Origin of the sequence: Nocardiopsis halotolerans DSM 44410 (assembly GCF_000341065.1) — a bacterium.
In the GTDB taxonomy this organism is placed as follows: domain Bacteria; phylum Actinomycetota; class Actinomycetes; order Streptosporangiales; family Streptosporangiaceae; genus Nocardiopsis; species Nocardiopsis halotolerans.
This window is the reverse complement of sequence record NZ_ANAX01000376.1, coordinates 1-12,931: the sequence shown is the minus strand read 5'-3', so window position 1 is coordinate 12,931 and position 12,931 is coordinate 1. Positions and strand designations below refer to the sequence as shown.

Annotated in this window: 12 protein-coding genes; 4 read left to right on the top strand and 8 right to left on the bottom strand. The window is 71.8% G+C overall.

Annotation, left to right across the window (positions count from 1 at the left end):
* Nucleotides 1-212: 212 nt before the first annotated feature.
* Nucleotides 213-926: a TetR/AcrR family transcriptional regulator gene (locus tag D455_RS0127275; protein ID WP_017573827.1), complete on the bottom strand. Its 714-nt coding sequence runs from the start codon at nucleotides 924-926 to the stop codon at nucleotides 213-215.
* 147 nt (nucleotides 927-1,073) lie between these two features.
* Here D455_RS0127275 and D455_RS0127270 point away from each other — a divergent pair, with 147 nt between their 5' ends.
* Nucleotides 1,074-2,228, top strand: a complete 1,155-nt coding sequence (locus D455_RS0127270; protein ID WP_017573826.1) for an acyl-CoA dehydrogenase family protein — start codon at nucleotides 1,074-1,076, stop codon at nucleotides 2,226-2,228.
* A 200-nt stretch (nucleotides 2,229-2,428) separates the two neighbouring features.
* On the opposite strand, the gene D455_RS0127265 is transcribed toward D455_RS0127270, so the two are convergent.
* Both D455_RS0127265 and D455_RS0127260 read right to left on the bottom strand, forming a co-directional pair.
* Nucleotides 2,429-3,241 (bottom strand): NAD-dependent epimerase/dehydratase family protein, encoded by an 813-nt coding sequence (locus D455_RS0127265; protein WP_026123033.1) that lies wholly within the window; start codon nucleotides 3,239-3,241, stop codon nucleotides 2,429-2,431.
* 69 nt (nucleotides 3,242-3,310) lie between these two features.
* Entirely contained in the window at nucleotides 3,311-3,550 is a 240-nt protein-coding gene (locus D455_RS0127260) for a hypothetical protein (RefSeq protein WP_017573824.1), read from the bottom strand.
* Between the two features lie 188 nt (nucleotides 3,551-3,738).
* Between D455_RS0127260 and D455_RS0127255 the strand changes: the two genes are divergently transcribed.
* The 3 genes from D455_RS0127255 to D455_RS0127245 all read left to right on the top strand — a co-directional run bounded on the left by D455_RS0127255 (nucleotide 3,739) and on the right by D455_RS0127245 (nucleotide 6,596).
* Complete coding sequence (locus D455_RS0127255; RefSeq protein ID WP_017573823.1) at nucleotides 3,739-4,893, top strand: sensor histidine kinase; 1,155 nt, start codon at nucleotides 3,739-3,741, stop codon at nucleotides 4,891-4,893.
* The gene (locus D455_RS0127250) at nucleotides 4,881-5,573 is read left to right on the top strand and encodes a response regulator (RefSeq protein ID WP_017573822.1); all 693 of its coding nucleotides are present in this window, start codon (nucleotides 4,881-4,883) and stop codon (nucleotides 5,571-5,573) included. Before D455_RS0127255 ends, D455_RS0127250 begins: the two co-directional genes overlap by 13 nt.
* Nucleotides 5,574-5,669: 96 nt before the next feature.
* On the top strand, nucleotides 5,670-6,596 hold the full coding sequence (locus D455_RS0127245; RefSeq protein WP_017573821.1) for a glutaminase: 927 nt from the start codon (nucleotides 5,670-5,672) through the stop codon (nucleotides 6,594-6,596).
* Between the two features lie 19 nt (nucleotides 6,597-6,615).
* On the opposite strand, the gene D455_RS0127240 is transcribed toward D455_RS0127245, so the two are convergent.
* The 5 genes from D455_RS0127240 to D455_RS0127220 all read right to left on the bottom strand — a co-directional run bounded on the left by D455_RS0127240 (nucleotide 6,616) and on the right by D455_RS0127220 (nucleotide 12,789).
* Complete coding sequence (locus D455_RS0127240; RefSeq protein WP_017573820.1) at nucleotides 6,616-8,298, bottom strand: serine/threonine-protein kinase; 1,683 nt, start codon at nucleotides 8,296-8,298, stop codon at nucleotides 6,616-6,618.
* A gap of 247 nt (nucleotides 8,299-8,545) precedes the next feature.
* Complete coding sequence (locus tag D455_RS0127235) at nucleotides 8,546-9,643, bottom strand: cytochrome P450 family protein (protein WP_017573819.1); 1,098 nt, start codon at nucleotides 9,641-9,643, stop codon at nucleotides 8,546-8,548.
* The gene (locus D455_RS0127230; protein ID WP_017573818.1) at nucleotides 9,640-10,914 is read right to left on the bottom strand and encodes a cytochrome P450 family protein; all 1,275 of its coding nucleotides are present in this window, start codon (nucleotides 10,912-10,914) and stop codon (nucleotides 9,640-9,642) included. Before D455_RS0127230 ends, D455_RS0127235 begins: the two co-directional genes overlap by 4 nt.
* Before the next feature lie 583 nt (nucleotides 10,915-11,497).
* Nucleotides 11,498-11,710 (bottom strand): heavy-metal-associated domain-containing protein, encoded by a 213-nt coding sequence (locus D455_RS0127225; protein ID WP_017573817.1) that lies wholly within the window; start codon nucleotides 11,708-11,710, stop codon nucleotides 11,498-11,500.
* A 479-nt stretch (nucleotides 11,711-12,189) separates the two neighbouring features.
* Complete coding sequence (locus D455_RS0127220) at nucleotides 12,190-12,789, bottom strand: GNAT family N-acetyltransferase (RefSeq protein WP_017573816.1); 600 nt, start codon at nucleotides 12,787-12,789, stop codon at nucleotides 12,190-12,192.
* Nucleotides 12,790-12,931: the final 142 nt, after the last annotated feature.

Here is a 12,931-nt window from a genome sequence, read left to right as displayed (position 1 = left end):
CCGACGCGACGCCTCACGCACGACCTCTGTCCCCTGCTTGGCGCCGCCCGCCGTGTCCACGCTCATCTGCGCCGTCCGCTCCGACTCGTGTGCTCGCTCGCTTCCCGATCCCATCCAGCCTACGCGCGTCGGTGCGCCGCCCCGACCGCCCGGACCGGGCACCGAGCGCTGGTCACCGGGCACCGCCGGAACGCGTAGGGGACGCGTCCGGCTCAGGGCCCCTCCGCCTCCCGGACGGCGGCGCCGACGCGGCGGAGCAGCTCCTCCCGGTCGGTGCCTCCGGGGTAGACCGCGACGAGTACATGGTCGTGCCCGGGTTCCCGCTCCGCGTGCAGCATCGGTTCGGCGGCCCGGCGGACGAACGCCACCGCCTCGTCGAAGCTCGCCCACACCTCGCCCCTGTCCTGCTCCGGCCTGCGCAGCCACCCCCGCAGGACGTGGTTGTGCGCCGAGATGAGCGACGCCGCGGCCACCCCCGCGGCCAGCGACCGGTCCTCCCCGCCCTCGCGCCGGGCCAGGTAGCGGCTGAACGCGGCCTGGTAGCGGGCGGTCATCGCCACCTCGCGGTCGCGCAGGCGGGGGTGGGCGCGCACCAGGTGGTAGCGGGGCACGGTGATCTCCGGATCGCCCAGGTAGCCCTGGAGCACGAGGCGTGCGGCGGAGAAGACCGAGGACAGGGGATCGTCCGGCGAGGCCTCCAGGAAGCGGACGACCGTGGAGAACAGCTCGTCGTGCTCGGCGAAGAGGATGTCCTCCTTGGAGCCGAAGCGGCGGAACAGGCTGCGGCGGCTCACCCCCGTGGCGGCGGCGATGTGGTCCATCGTCGTGGCGTCGAACCCGCTCTCGGTGAACAGCCGCACCGCGGCCAGCACCACCTCGCGCGTGTCCGCGCGTGTCTGACCGCTCCGGCCTCCAGAGCGTTCCATGGGCCGCGCCCCCTTCGTCCGACCTCAGGAAAAGCTATCCGAACCCGTCGGTGTACTTCCCCCTTCCCACCCCCTATTCTGGCACCGAATGCCATGGAGAGGCACGCGGTGCCAGCAGCCGGGGCGACTGCCCGGGGAGGAAAGCAGATGAGCGACTTCGACCTGTTCACCACCACCGAGGAGCACGAGGAGCTGCGCGCGGCCGTGCGCTCCGTGTCCGAGGACAAGATCGCCCCGCACGCGGCCGAGGTGGACGAGAGGAGCGCCTTCCCGCAGGACGCCCTCGACGCCCTGGTCGCCACGGACTTCCACGCCCCGCACATCGCCGAGGAGTACGACGGTGTGGGCGCCGACGCCCTGGCCACCTGCATCGTCATCGAGGAGGTCGCCCGCGTGTGCGCCTCCTCCTCCCTGATCCCCGCCGTCAACAAGCTCGGCACCATGCCGCTGATCCTGGGCGCCTCCGACGACGTCAAGCGGCGCTACCTGCCCGAGGTCGCCAGCGGCGAGGCGATGTTCTCCTACGGCCTGTCCGAGCGCGAGGCCGGATCCGACACCGCGAGCATGCGCAGCCAGGCCGTGGCCGACGGCGACGGCTGGGTCCTCAACGGCCAGAAGTCCTGGATCACCAACGCGGGCGTCAGCAAGTACTACACGGTGCTGGCCGTGACCGATCCCGAGGGCCCGCGCGGCCGCAACGTCTCGGCCTTCGTGGTGCACGCCGACGACGAGGGCTTCACCCTGGGCGAGCCCGAGCGCAAGCTCGGCATCAAGGGCTCCCCCACCCGGGAGCTGTTCTTCGACGACGTGCGCCTGCCGGGCGACCGCATCGTCGGCGCCCCGGGCGAGGGCCTCAAGATCGCCCTGCGCACCCTGGACCACACGCGCGTCACCATCGGCGCGCAGGCCGTGGGTATCGCCCAGGGCGCGCTGGACCAGGCGGTGGCCTACGTCAAGGAGCGCAAGCAGTTCGGCAAGCACGTCGCCGACTTCCAGGGTGTCCAGTTCATGCTCGCCGACATGGCGATGAAGCTGGAGACCGCGCGCCAGATGGTCTACGTGGCCGCCGCCAAGTCCGAGCGGGGCGACGAGGACCTGCCGTTCTACGGCGCCGCCGCCAAGTGCTTCGCCTCCGACGCCGCCATGGAGATCACCACCGACGCCGTGCAGCTGCTGGGCGGCGCGGGGTACGTGAAGGACTTCCCGCTGGAGCGCATGATGCGCGACGCCAAGATCACGCAGATCTACGAGGGCACCAACCAGATCCAGCGCATGGTCATGGCCCGCCAGCTGCTGAAGTAGGCCGGTTCCGGCTCCGGGCGCCCGCCCCCGCGGGCGCCCGCCTTCCCCCGGGGGTCAACCGCCCTCGAAGAACGGTTCCAGCGCCTCCCGGAGGCCGGCGGTCGCCTCCTCCACCCCCTCCCCCGGGAGGGCGCCCCGACCTCGACGGCTCGGGCGACGGACGTGACCGCCGGGTTCCGGATCCGGGACCGCCGTGACGTTCAGAGCACGGCCTCGCGGACGAAGCGGGCCAGCGGGATCGGCTCGCGTCTGAGCGCCTCGTACACGCCCTCGGTGACCTCGGCCGCGCGTCCGGCGTCGGCGGCCGCGAAGCGCTCGCTGAGGCTGCCGACGTACCGGTCGCTCATCCCCCGGTCGGCGGCCCGGGAGTGGAAACTCCCCCTGTCGAGGGACTTGAACTTCCACACCGGGCTCTCGGTGCCCCTGGTCTGCTTCACCACCTCGCGGAAGGTGAGCGTCTGCGGGCCCGTGAGCGTGTAGTCCCTGCCGCCGTGGTCGCCCAGCAGGGCCGCGACGGCGGCGTCGGCGACGTCGCGGGCGTCCACGAAGCTGATCCCGGTCTTCTTCTTCACCGGCAGTTCGAGGCGGCCGTTGCGGGAACGCGCCATGGTGGCGAACATGCCCTCGGTGAAGTCCTGGAAGAGCCAGTTGGACCGCAGCACGGTCCAACGGTCGAACAGGTCCTTGGCCTGTAGCTCGGCGGCGCGCTGGTCGGAGTCCGCCGGCGCGTGTTCGGTACCCATGTCCGTCAGGACCACGGCGTTGGCCGCTCCGGCCTTGGCAGCCCTCTCCAGGAAACCGGCGACGCGGTTGCCCAGGGCCTTCCCCGGCGGCGTCACCACGAAGACGTTCTCGACGCCGTCGAGGATCTCGTCCCAGTTGGAGGTGTCGGTCCAGTCCAGGCGTGTTGTGGAGGTGCGCGACGCACCCGTCGCGGACAGGCCGCGGCTCCTCAGCTGGGTGAGAACGCGGCTGCCCACGATACCGGTGGCTCCGGTGACCAGAGTGCTCATCGAATACAAGGTACCGACGCCCGGACCCGGCATGAACCGCCCTCGCCGTGATCGGTCCCGTCCGCTCCCTCAGACGCGGCCGCGCGGCCGCATCACCTCCATGGCCAGGACCAGGGAGGCGCCGACGGCGGCCAGGGCCAGGTTGGCGACGAGCTCGTACCCCTCGAAGGCCGTCACGTGGGGCACGACGAGACGGTTGAAGGAGTTGAGGATGATGCCCAGGAAGGGCTGATACCAGAGGTGGTCGATGGCACCGCTGACCCCGATGAGGACCGAGAGGACGCCGACCGCCTGAATGACCTTTCGCATGCTCGTGACGTTAGGCAACCGCCCCCTCGACGCGCATCGGGCTTCGGTCCGGCCCTTCCCCACCTTCGTACGCGCATCGGTCGGCCGCGGCGACCAAGGTAGGTTTCGCGGCGACTTCGGTAGCGTTCCGTACCCGGTCGGCGTTTCTCGGGACGCCCGCGAACGTAGACTTCACCGCGATGAACGCTATGGCCGGACGACGCGGTGCGCGCGACTGGATCGTGGACTCCTCCATGTTCCTCCTCGCGCTCTTCTTCGCGCTGGTCAGCAGCGTCGAGTTCCCCACCTCACCGGGCAGCGAACCCGACCTGCCCCTGTGGCTGCGGATCTCCGACATGGTCCTGGCCCTCCTGGCCTGCCTGTCGCTGTGGTGGCGCCGCCGCTGGCCGGTCCAGATCGCCGTCGTGCTCGTCCTGCTCTCCGCCGTCTCCGGTCTGGTCGCGGGCGCGATGCTCATCGCCCTGTTCTCCCTGGCCGTGCACCGCCCGCCCCGCGTCAGTCTGGCGGTGTTCGTCGGGCTGAGTGTGGGGACGGCGTTCGTCCACTCCGCCCTGTGGCCCGATCCGCACGCCCCCTTCCTGGTGAACTTCCTCCTGGGGGTGGCCCTCCAGGGGGCCGTGACCGGGTGGGGGCTCACCGTCCACCACCGGCGCGAGCTGGTGGAGTCGCTGCGCGACCGCGCCGTGCACGCCGAGACGGAGGCGCAGCTGCGCGCGGAGCACGCCCAGCACCAGGTGCGCGAGGCCATGGCCCGCGAGATCCATGACGTGCTCGGGCACCGCCTGTCGCTGCTGAGCGTGCACGCGGGCGCCCTGGAGTACCGGCCGGACGCGCCGGCCGAGGAGGTCGCCCGGTCGGCGAAGGTGATCCGGGAGAGCGCCCACCAGGCCCTCCAGGACCTGCGGGAGGTGATCGGCGTGTTGCGCGCCCCCGTCGGTGAGCTGCCGCAGCCGACCATGGCCGACCTGCGGCAGCTGGTGGAGGAGGCCGACGAGGCCGGAACACGGGTGGAGTTCGTGGAGGAGTACGCCGGGACGGTTCCGGAGCGCACCGGGCGCGCCGCCTACCGGATCGTCCAGGAGGGGTTGACCAACGTGCGCAAGCACGCCGCGGGCGCCACCACGCGCGTGCTGGTCAGGGGGGCGCCGGGCGACGGGCTCGCGGTGGAGGTGCGCAACGGCCCCTCCCCCGGTTCCCCGCCCGCCGCGGCCGGAGGGGACGGAAGCGGTCAGGGGCTCGTCGGCCTCGCCGAACGGGTGTCCCTGGCCGCGGGTCGGCTGGAGCACGGACCGGACGGCCGTGGTGGCTGGCGCCTCGCGGCCTGGCTACCGTGGCCACCATGAGTGAGACGGAGCGGGAACGGGTCGGGGTGGTGATCGTCGACGACGACGCGCTGGTCCGGGTCGGCCTGGTGATGATGATGGGCGGTGCGCCCGACATCCGGGTGCTGGCCGAGGCCGAGGACGGCGGCGCGGTGCTCGACCTGGTGCGGCGCCACTCCCCCGACGTGGTCCTGATGGACATCCGCATGCCGACGGTGGACGGGCTGACCGCCACCGAGCGGCTGCGGGCCCTGGAGAACCCGCCGGAGGTGCTGGTACTGACCACCTTCGACGCCGACGCGCACGTGCTGCGCGCGCTGCGCGCGGGTGCGGCCGGGTTCCTGCTCAAGGACACCCCTCCGGCGGAGATCGTGGAGTCGGTGCGCCAGGTGTCCCGGGGCATGTCCGTGCTGTCGCCGACGGTGACGCGGAGACTGATCGACCGGGTGGGCGCCAACAACCACGGCGAGCGGGCCGACCGTGCGCGCGAGCGGCTCTCCGCGCTCAACGGCCGTGAGCTGGAGGTCGCCGTGGCGGTCGGCGAGGGCCGGTCCAACGCCGACATCGCCTCGACCCTGTTCCTGAGCGTGCCGACGGTCAAGACGCACGTGTCGAACATCCTCACCAAGCTCGGACTCAACAACCGCGTGCAGGTGGCGCTGCTGGTGCACGACGCCCAGCTCCTGGACGAGGACGGCTGATCCTCCCGGCCGCCTCCGCGGTCTCCCGGAGCCATGCCTGGGGCGGTCCTGGGTAGCCGGGGTGTGAGGGATCCGGCAAGGGAGGAGGCGGCCCAGGTGAAGGACCGCGACGACTACACCGGTGCGCTCGCCGCCGTCATGAGGACGGTGCGGTCGCACATCGGTGAGGGCCGGGTCGCCGACTACATCCCCGAACTGGCCTGTGTGGATCCGGACGAGTTCGGGTTCGCCGTGGCCACGGTGGACGGCGACCTGTACGGCATCGGCGACCACGTCGGTACGCGTTTCTCCATGCAGAGCATCACCAAGGTGTTCACCCTGGCCCTGGTGATGAGCAGGTCCGGCGACAGCGTGTGGAAGCGGGTCCACCGGGAGCCGTCGGGCACGTCCTTCAACTCCCTGTACCAGTTGGAGTTCGAGGGCGGGGTGCCCCGCAACCCGATGATCAACCCCGGCGCGCTCATCGTCACCGACCAGCTCCTGGCCGACACCGGGAACGCCGTCGGCGCCCTCCGTGAGCTGTTGTGCGCCGAGGCCGGAGCCCCGGACCTGTACGAGGACGCCCTGGTCGCCCAGTCGGAGGAGGAGCACGGGGACCGCAACCGCGCGCTGGCGCACCTCATGACGAGTTTCGGCAACATGCACAGACCGGTGGCGGAGGTGCTGGACCACTACTTCCGGCAGTGCGCGATCACCATCAGCTGTGAGGAGCTCGCCAGGGCGGGGCTGGTGCTGGCACGCCACGGCAGGCGCGCGGACGGTTCCCAGCTGCTCAGCCGTCTCGACGCGCGCCGCGTCATGGCGGTGATGCTCACCTGCGGCACCTACGACGCCGCGGGCGAGTTCGCCTACCGCGTCGGTGTCCCCTGCAAGAGCGGGGTGGGCGGCGGCATCCTCGCGATCGTGCCGGGGCGGTGCTCGGTGGCGGCGTGGGGCCCGGGGCTGGACGCCAAGGGCAACTCGGTGACGGCGGCGCTGGCGTTGGAGGCCTTCACCGACATCACCAACTGTTCGATCTTCTGAGCCGTGCCCGCTCCGGGACTCAACCAGCCGGTTCGAAGCCGCGCGACATCCGGTCCAGCAGCGCCCGGTTCTCCTCGGGGCTCTCGTTGCTGGCCACCAGGAACAGGGCGTAGCCGACCTCCTCGGTGTGGAAGCCCCGGTTGATGGCGTGCATGCTCCCGCCGTCGAACGTGAACTCCCAGTCGGCGGCGCTGACGTAGTCGTCCACCCAGTCGGCCTCCACGTCCTCGATGCCGATCAGCTGGTAGCCGCCGAAGTTCTGGCGGCCGACGGGCTCGAAGTCGCGCCAGTCCTCCCCGGCGTCGGCGCCGGGGTCGGCGGTCTGGTCCACCTGGAGGTAACCGCCCTCGGGGTTGTGGAAGAAGACCATGTGGCCCCGCCGCTCGACCTCCCAGTCCTCGGGGACGTCCAGGGAGAACCCGCTGGGGTCCTCGTAGCGGACGAGGAAGTCCCACCTGTCGTCCTCGCCGCCGTCCCGTTCCTCCGGCGACTCCTCCGGCTCCTCCCCGGGACCGGGCTCACCGCTGGGTGCGTCGCTGGCCTCGGCCTCCCCGGACGAAGGCTCCTCCGTCGCCCCGGGATCGGCGGCGGCCCGCTGTCCGGAGCCGTCGACCAGCCCGGCCCCGGGTTCTCCCTGGCGGTTCATGCTGATCAGCGCGCTGGTGGCGCCCGCGACCACCAGCAGGAGTACGGCCGCGGCGATCAGCAGTGTCCGACGGGCCCTCCCGTTCCGCGTCCCGCGGTGGGGGGCGGCGGGCGCGTGGGGGGACGGACCGGGTTCCGGTGCGGGCGCCTCGGCGCGGGCGGGCTCCTCCGGCTCGCTCGTCGGCTCGGCGGTGGCCGGGGTGGGGGCGACCGTCGCGGGGGTGTCGGCGGCGTCCCGGATCTCACGGAGCAGGGAGCGCGCCTCGCCGACCGTCGGGCGGTCCTCCGGGCGCTTCTCGCACAGGGCCTCCAGGACCGGGCGCAGCGGCCCCGCGTTGGCGGACTCCGGCAGGTCCTGGGTGACGATGGCGGTCAGCGTCGCCATCGGGGTCGGCCGGTCGAACGGCAGGGTGCCCTCCACCGCCTGGTAGAGGGTGATGCCCAGGGCCCACATGTCCGATGCCGGGGTGGCCGAGTGCCCGTGCGCGACCTCCGGTGCCAGGTAGCTCGGGGAGCCGATCAGCAGGCCGGTGCTGGTCAGGTGGGTGGAGCCGTCCAGGTGGGCGATGCCGAAGTCGGTGAGGACCGCCCGGTCGTTCCCGGCGATGAGCACGTTGCCCGGTTTGATGTCGCGGTGCACGATGCCCCGTGCGTGCGCCTCGGACAGCCCCGCGGCCATCTGCTCACCGATGTCGGCGGCCCGCCGGACCGGCAGCGCGCCCCCGTCGCGGATGAGGTCGCCCAGGGAGGGGCCGCGGACGAGTTCCATGACGATCCACGGACGCCCGTCCTCCTCGGCCACGTCGAACACCGTGATGATGGCGGGGTGGCTGAGCTGAGCCGCGCTGCGCGCCTCGCGCAGCATGCGGGTGCGCAGCACCTCGACCTCGTGCGCGGGCAGGTTCGGCGGCGTGGTCAGTTCCTTGACCGCGATCGGCCGGTCCAGGAGGGTGTCGGTGCCCTGCCAGACCCGTCCCATGCCACCGGCACCGATGACCTCGTCCAGACGGTACCGGTGGGCCAGGAGACGACCGGGGTCGGCTTCCGAACTGTTCATGAAGGCGCGATTCCTCTGTGGGGAGGGGCGGTGTGGGGGCTCGGGGCACGGCGGAGGGAGGACCTCGGGATGCTAGGAAGTCTAGGAGCCCCCGAGCACTGATGGCGCTCTCCGCCACGGTGGTATGTGCCTTCCTCCGGGTCCCGTCCCCGCGTCGACACCCCTGACATGCGTGGATCCCGCCGGAGGCGCCGCGGGAGGCGCGACCGGCGGGACGGGGATCACCGGGCGTGTCCCGAGGGGCCGGTCACCCCAGGCGCACGGGCAGCTCCTCGACGCCCGCGGTGATGATCGACGTCACCGGGGTCAGCTCCGCGTCGGGCACCGCGACGTCGAGTCGGGGGAAACGACCGAACAACCGGGGCAGCGCTTCGAGGACCTCCATGCGGGCCAGGTTCGCGCCCAGGCAGTAGTGCCGCCCGTGGGAGAAGGTCAGGTGCGCGGTGTCCTCGCGGGTGACGTCGAACAGGTGCGCCGTCGCCCCGTAGCGCGCCTCGTCCCGTCCGGCCGAGCCGTAGCCGAGCAGCAGCGGATCGCCCGCCGGGACCGCCACCCCCGCCAGTTCGACGTCCTCGGTGGTGTAGCGCATCGGCACGAACCCGCCCGGCCCGTCCCAGCGCAGCACCTCCTCCACGGCCCGGGACCACTCGACCTCGCCCCGCAGGACCATGTCGAGCTGGTCGCGGTGGTTGACCAGGGCCCGCACCGCGTTCGCGACGAGGTTCATCGTGGTCTCGAAGCCCGCGCTGATGATGAGGACCAGGCTCCAGACCAGCTCGTCCTCGCTGAGTCTGTCCTCCTCGTCGCGTGCCGCGATGAGGGCGGAGGTCAGGTCGTCGCCGGGCTCCGCGCGCCTGGCCGCGACCAGTTCGGTGAGCACGCCCCAGATCTCCATGAAGGCCGTCATGGCCTCCTCTGGCGTGACGCTCTGGTCGAAGAACGACCCGACCGGGCCGTGCAGCCTCGGCCGTGCCTCCTGGGACAGGCCGAACAGGTCGCTGATCACCGTCATCGGCAGCGGACGCGCCAGGTGCTCCCTGAGGTCGACCACGCCGTCCCCGGTCGCCGCGGCCTCGGCCTCCATCCGGTCCAGCAGGTCCTCGACGATGCCGACGACGCTCCCGCGCAGCCGTTCGATCCGGCGCGGGGTGAACGCGCTGGAGACGAGCCTGCGCAGGCGGGTGTGCTCATCGCCGTCGCTGGTCAGCATGTTCTCGGCGATGATCCAGGAGATCAGCGGCCAGTCCGACGGGACCTCACCGGCGTTGAACGCCCGCCAGTGTCTCTTGTCCTTCTGTACGCGTTTGTCGGCCAGGGCCTCGGTGACCGCCGCGTGCGTGGTCACGACCCACGCAGCAACCTCACCAGGAAGTTCGACAGGGACGACAGGCCCGAGCCGACGGAGGTGGGCTGCCTGGGCTCGGAGGTTTCCTGGGGCGAGTCGGACGGGCTCCACGGTGTTCCTTCCACGGGGTCGGGGGGCGGGGGGACCTGCGGGTCGAACTCGACGGGAAGCTGGACGGGGATCCAGGACAGGCCCGTCAGGTGCCAGCGCAGCTGGTCCCTCGGGACGGCCATGCGGAGCCCGGGGAGCCGGTTGAGGAGGACGCGGACCGCGATGATGGCGATGTTGGTCGCCTCGTCGATGGCGGGGCACCGGTGCGGGCCCGCGCCCCAGGCCACGTGCGCCCGGTTGACGGTCTCCTCCATCTGCTCGGCGTTCTCGCGCACGAAGAAGTGGTTCGCGGCGGCGAAGCCCAGCAGGATGGGCGATCCGGCCTCGATGACCCGGCCACCGTCGAGGGGTACGTCCACACGGGGGTAGATGACCGGATAGTTGGTGATCGGCGGGTCGTGCCACAGGACCCGGTCGACGAGTTCGTTGAGGGAGGCGTCGGAGGGCGACGCCGTGCCGAACCCGGCGGAGCCGTCCAGGACGGCGCGCAGGGCCGCGTCGATCAGGTTCGCGGTCGGCTCGTTGGCGGCGGCGGTGATCAGCAGGAGCTGCATGATCACCTCCTCGTCGCTGAGGGCGGCGCGGTGCTGGATCAGCCGGGTGGTGAGGTCGTCACCCGGGTCGCGGTGTCTGGCCGTCACCACCTCGGACAGGGCCCGCTCGGCCTCGGCGTTGGACTTCTCGGCGTCCACGCCCAGCCACAGGTTGCGCATGGCGTTGACGAAGCGCAGCCCCTGGTCCTCGTTGAAGCCGAAGAGGTCGTTCATGACCAGCAGCGGCAGCATGCGCGCGTACTCGTTGAGGGCGTCGGCCCGCCCCCGCTCGCAGAACTCGTCGATGAGCCGGTCGGCGTACCGGGTCGTGATCCGGCGCAGGTGGTCGGGTTCGACGGCGCCGAGACCGTCGGTGAGCGCCCTCCGGTAGCGCTGGTGCTCCGCGCCGTCGACGAACAGGGCGTTCGTGCGCGGGGCCATCATCGGCAGCAGCGGGGAGTCGGGGTTGACCCGTCCCTCGGTGAAGTCCCGCCACAGTCGGGCGTCGTGGGTGAACGTGGTGGTGTCCCGGGACCAGGAGATGAGGGTGGCGTAGTCGGTGACCAGCCATCCGTGCACGCCCGGTTCGAGTTCGACCGGAACCACCGGACCGTGGTCGGCGCGCATCCGTGCGTACACGGCGTAGGGATCGGGGTGCGGCTCGCTCTGGTGCAGCGCGGCGCGGGGACATCCAGAAGACACAGGTGACCTCGGGGCGTTCGGGTACGGGCTGGGGTCCGTCCTTCACGGTGCGGGGGTGGACTCGGCGTCGGGGGCGGGACTGCTGCTCGGGGTGCTGACACGGCGCGGCCACACGGTTCGCGCGCGTACGCCCGGACTGTGCAGCCCCGCGCAACCCTAGCGGGCCGGACCGGTCGGGCGCGAGACCCGATTTCCCCCATGCCACGGGCGTAGCGGCCCTCATCTGCTGCTTCCCCGACGGCTTCCGTCACTGCGGTGTGTCCCCGCACGCGCACACAAGGCCACCGGTGTGGCGCTCCCGCGCCCGGCCGACGTTTCGCCGCCACCCCGAGGACACGCCCCGTGCGGCGCGTGCCGCCGCCTGACGGCCGGGTACGCCCTTCCTGGAGCTCCCCCGGACCCCTTGGGGACCGAAGCACCCGGCACCCGGCATCCGGCCCCGGAGCGGGCCCGGGCGCGTGGTGGATCGGCGGCGGGGCCGGTCCCGGGCCCCGCCGCCGCGTCCGCGTCAGTCGCGGACCTCGTATCCGGCCTCGTCGATGGCGGCGCGGACCGACGCGTCGTCGACCGGACCGTCACCGGTGACGGTCACCTTCTTGCTGTCGAGGTCGACCTTGACGTCGGTGACACCCGCGACTCCGCTCACCTCCTCGGTGACGGAGTTGACGCAGTGACCGCAGCTCATGCCGTCGACGGTGTAGACAGCGGTGGTGGTAGCCATGTCGCCTCCCGGGGTGTGTGGTGAGTCCGGCCCCTCCCCGGGGCCGGGCTTCGATGAACCCAATATACCCCTTGGGGGTATGGAGCTGTCAAACCCCCGAGCACCGCCCACTCCCCCGGACCCCCTCCCCGGCGCCCGGCCGCCCCTGGCGGGGGAACCGCGGACGAAGCGGCGCCCGCCCCCCACGGCGATCGGAGCCGCCTCGGACACGGTACCCGTAGGGGGTACCCGGAGACCACGGCCGCCCCCGGACACGACGAAGGCCCCCGCACATGGCGTGCGAGGACCTCGGACGGCATCCGCACCCGCGACCTCCGGAACGCGGCGGCGAACGCCGGAGCGCGGGCACGGGTACCCCCTCCCGGTTCTGGACGGGGCGGTGATCCCCCCGGGAAAGGGAACGGCGGGAATCGGGGGTTTCGGGTGTGGGGGTGGGCGTGGGGACGGGGGTGGGCGTGGGGAATCCCGTGGACGGGGAGTTACTCGGCCTTCAGTTCCAGACGGGCGACCACGCGCTCACTCGCGTGGTGGGCGTTCAACGTGAACCCGGCCCGCCGGAACATCTCCACCGTGCCCGTGTAGACCTCCGCGCTGGGGGCGCGTCCCCCCGCGGTGTCCACCGGGTAGGCCTCCAGGACACGCGCACCGTTGGTCCTGGCGTACTCGATCGCCCCGTCCAGCAGGCGACTGCCCAGACCGCGTCTGCGTCGGCGGGGCGGCAACCAGAAGCAGACCAGCGCCCACACGCCCGGTTCACGGGGATCGGCCGGGCGCAGGGACCGCGAGCGCGACAACCGGATGAAGTCCTCGCGGGGCGCCACGGACACCCAGCCGCACGGGCCGTCCTCGTCGTAGGCGAGCAGACCGGGCACCCGGCCGTCCAGGGTCAGGCGGCGCAGCTCCTCCTTGTTGTCCACACCGCGGTTGGAGCGCTCGCAGGAGGTGCTCGCCGTGTGGTCCTTGGCCCGTCTTCGGAAGAACGTGCACCAGCAGTGCCCGTACGCTCCGGTCGGTCCGAACAGGTTCTCCAGGTCTTCCCACCGCTCGGCGGTGGCGGGCTCGATTGAGACGATGGACATCGGACTCCCTCGACGAGACACACGTGCCGCCACAACTGTGATCCAGCACACTAGCGATTATTCGCCGTGACCGAAAGAACACGGATGCACGGAAGTGCCTTATCTGATGGGTTTTGTCCACACATGAGGGGCTGGAGACGCC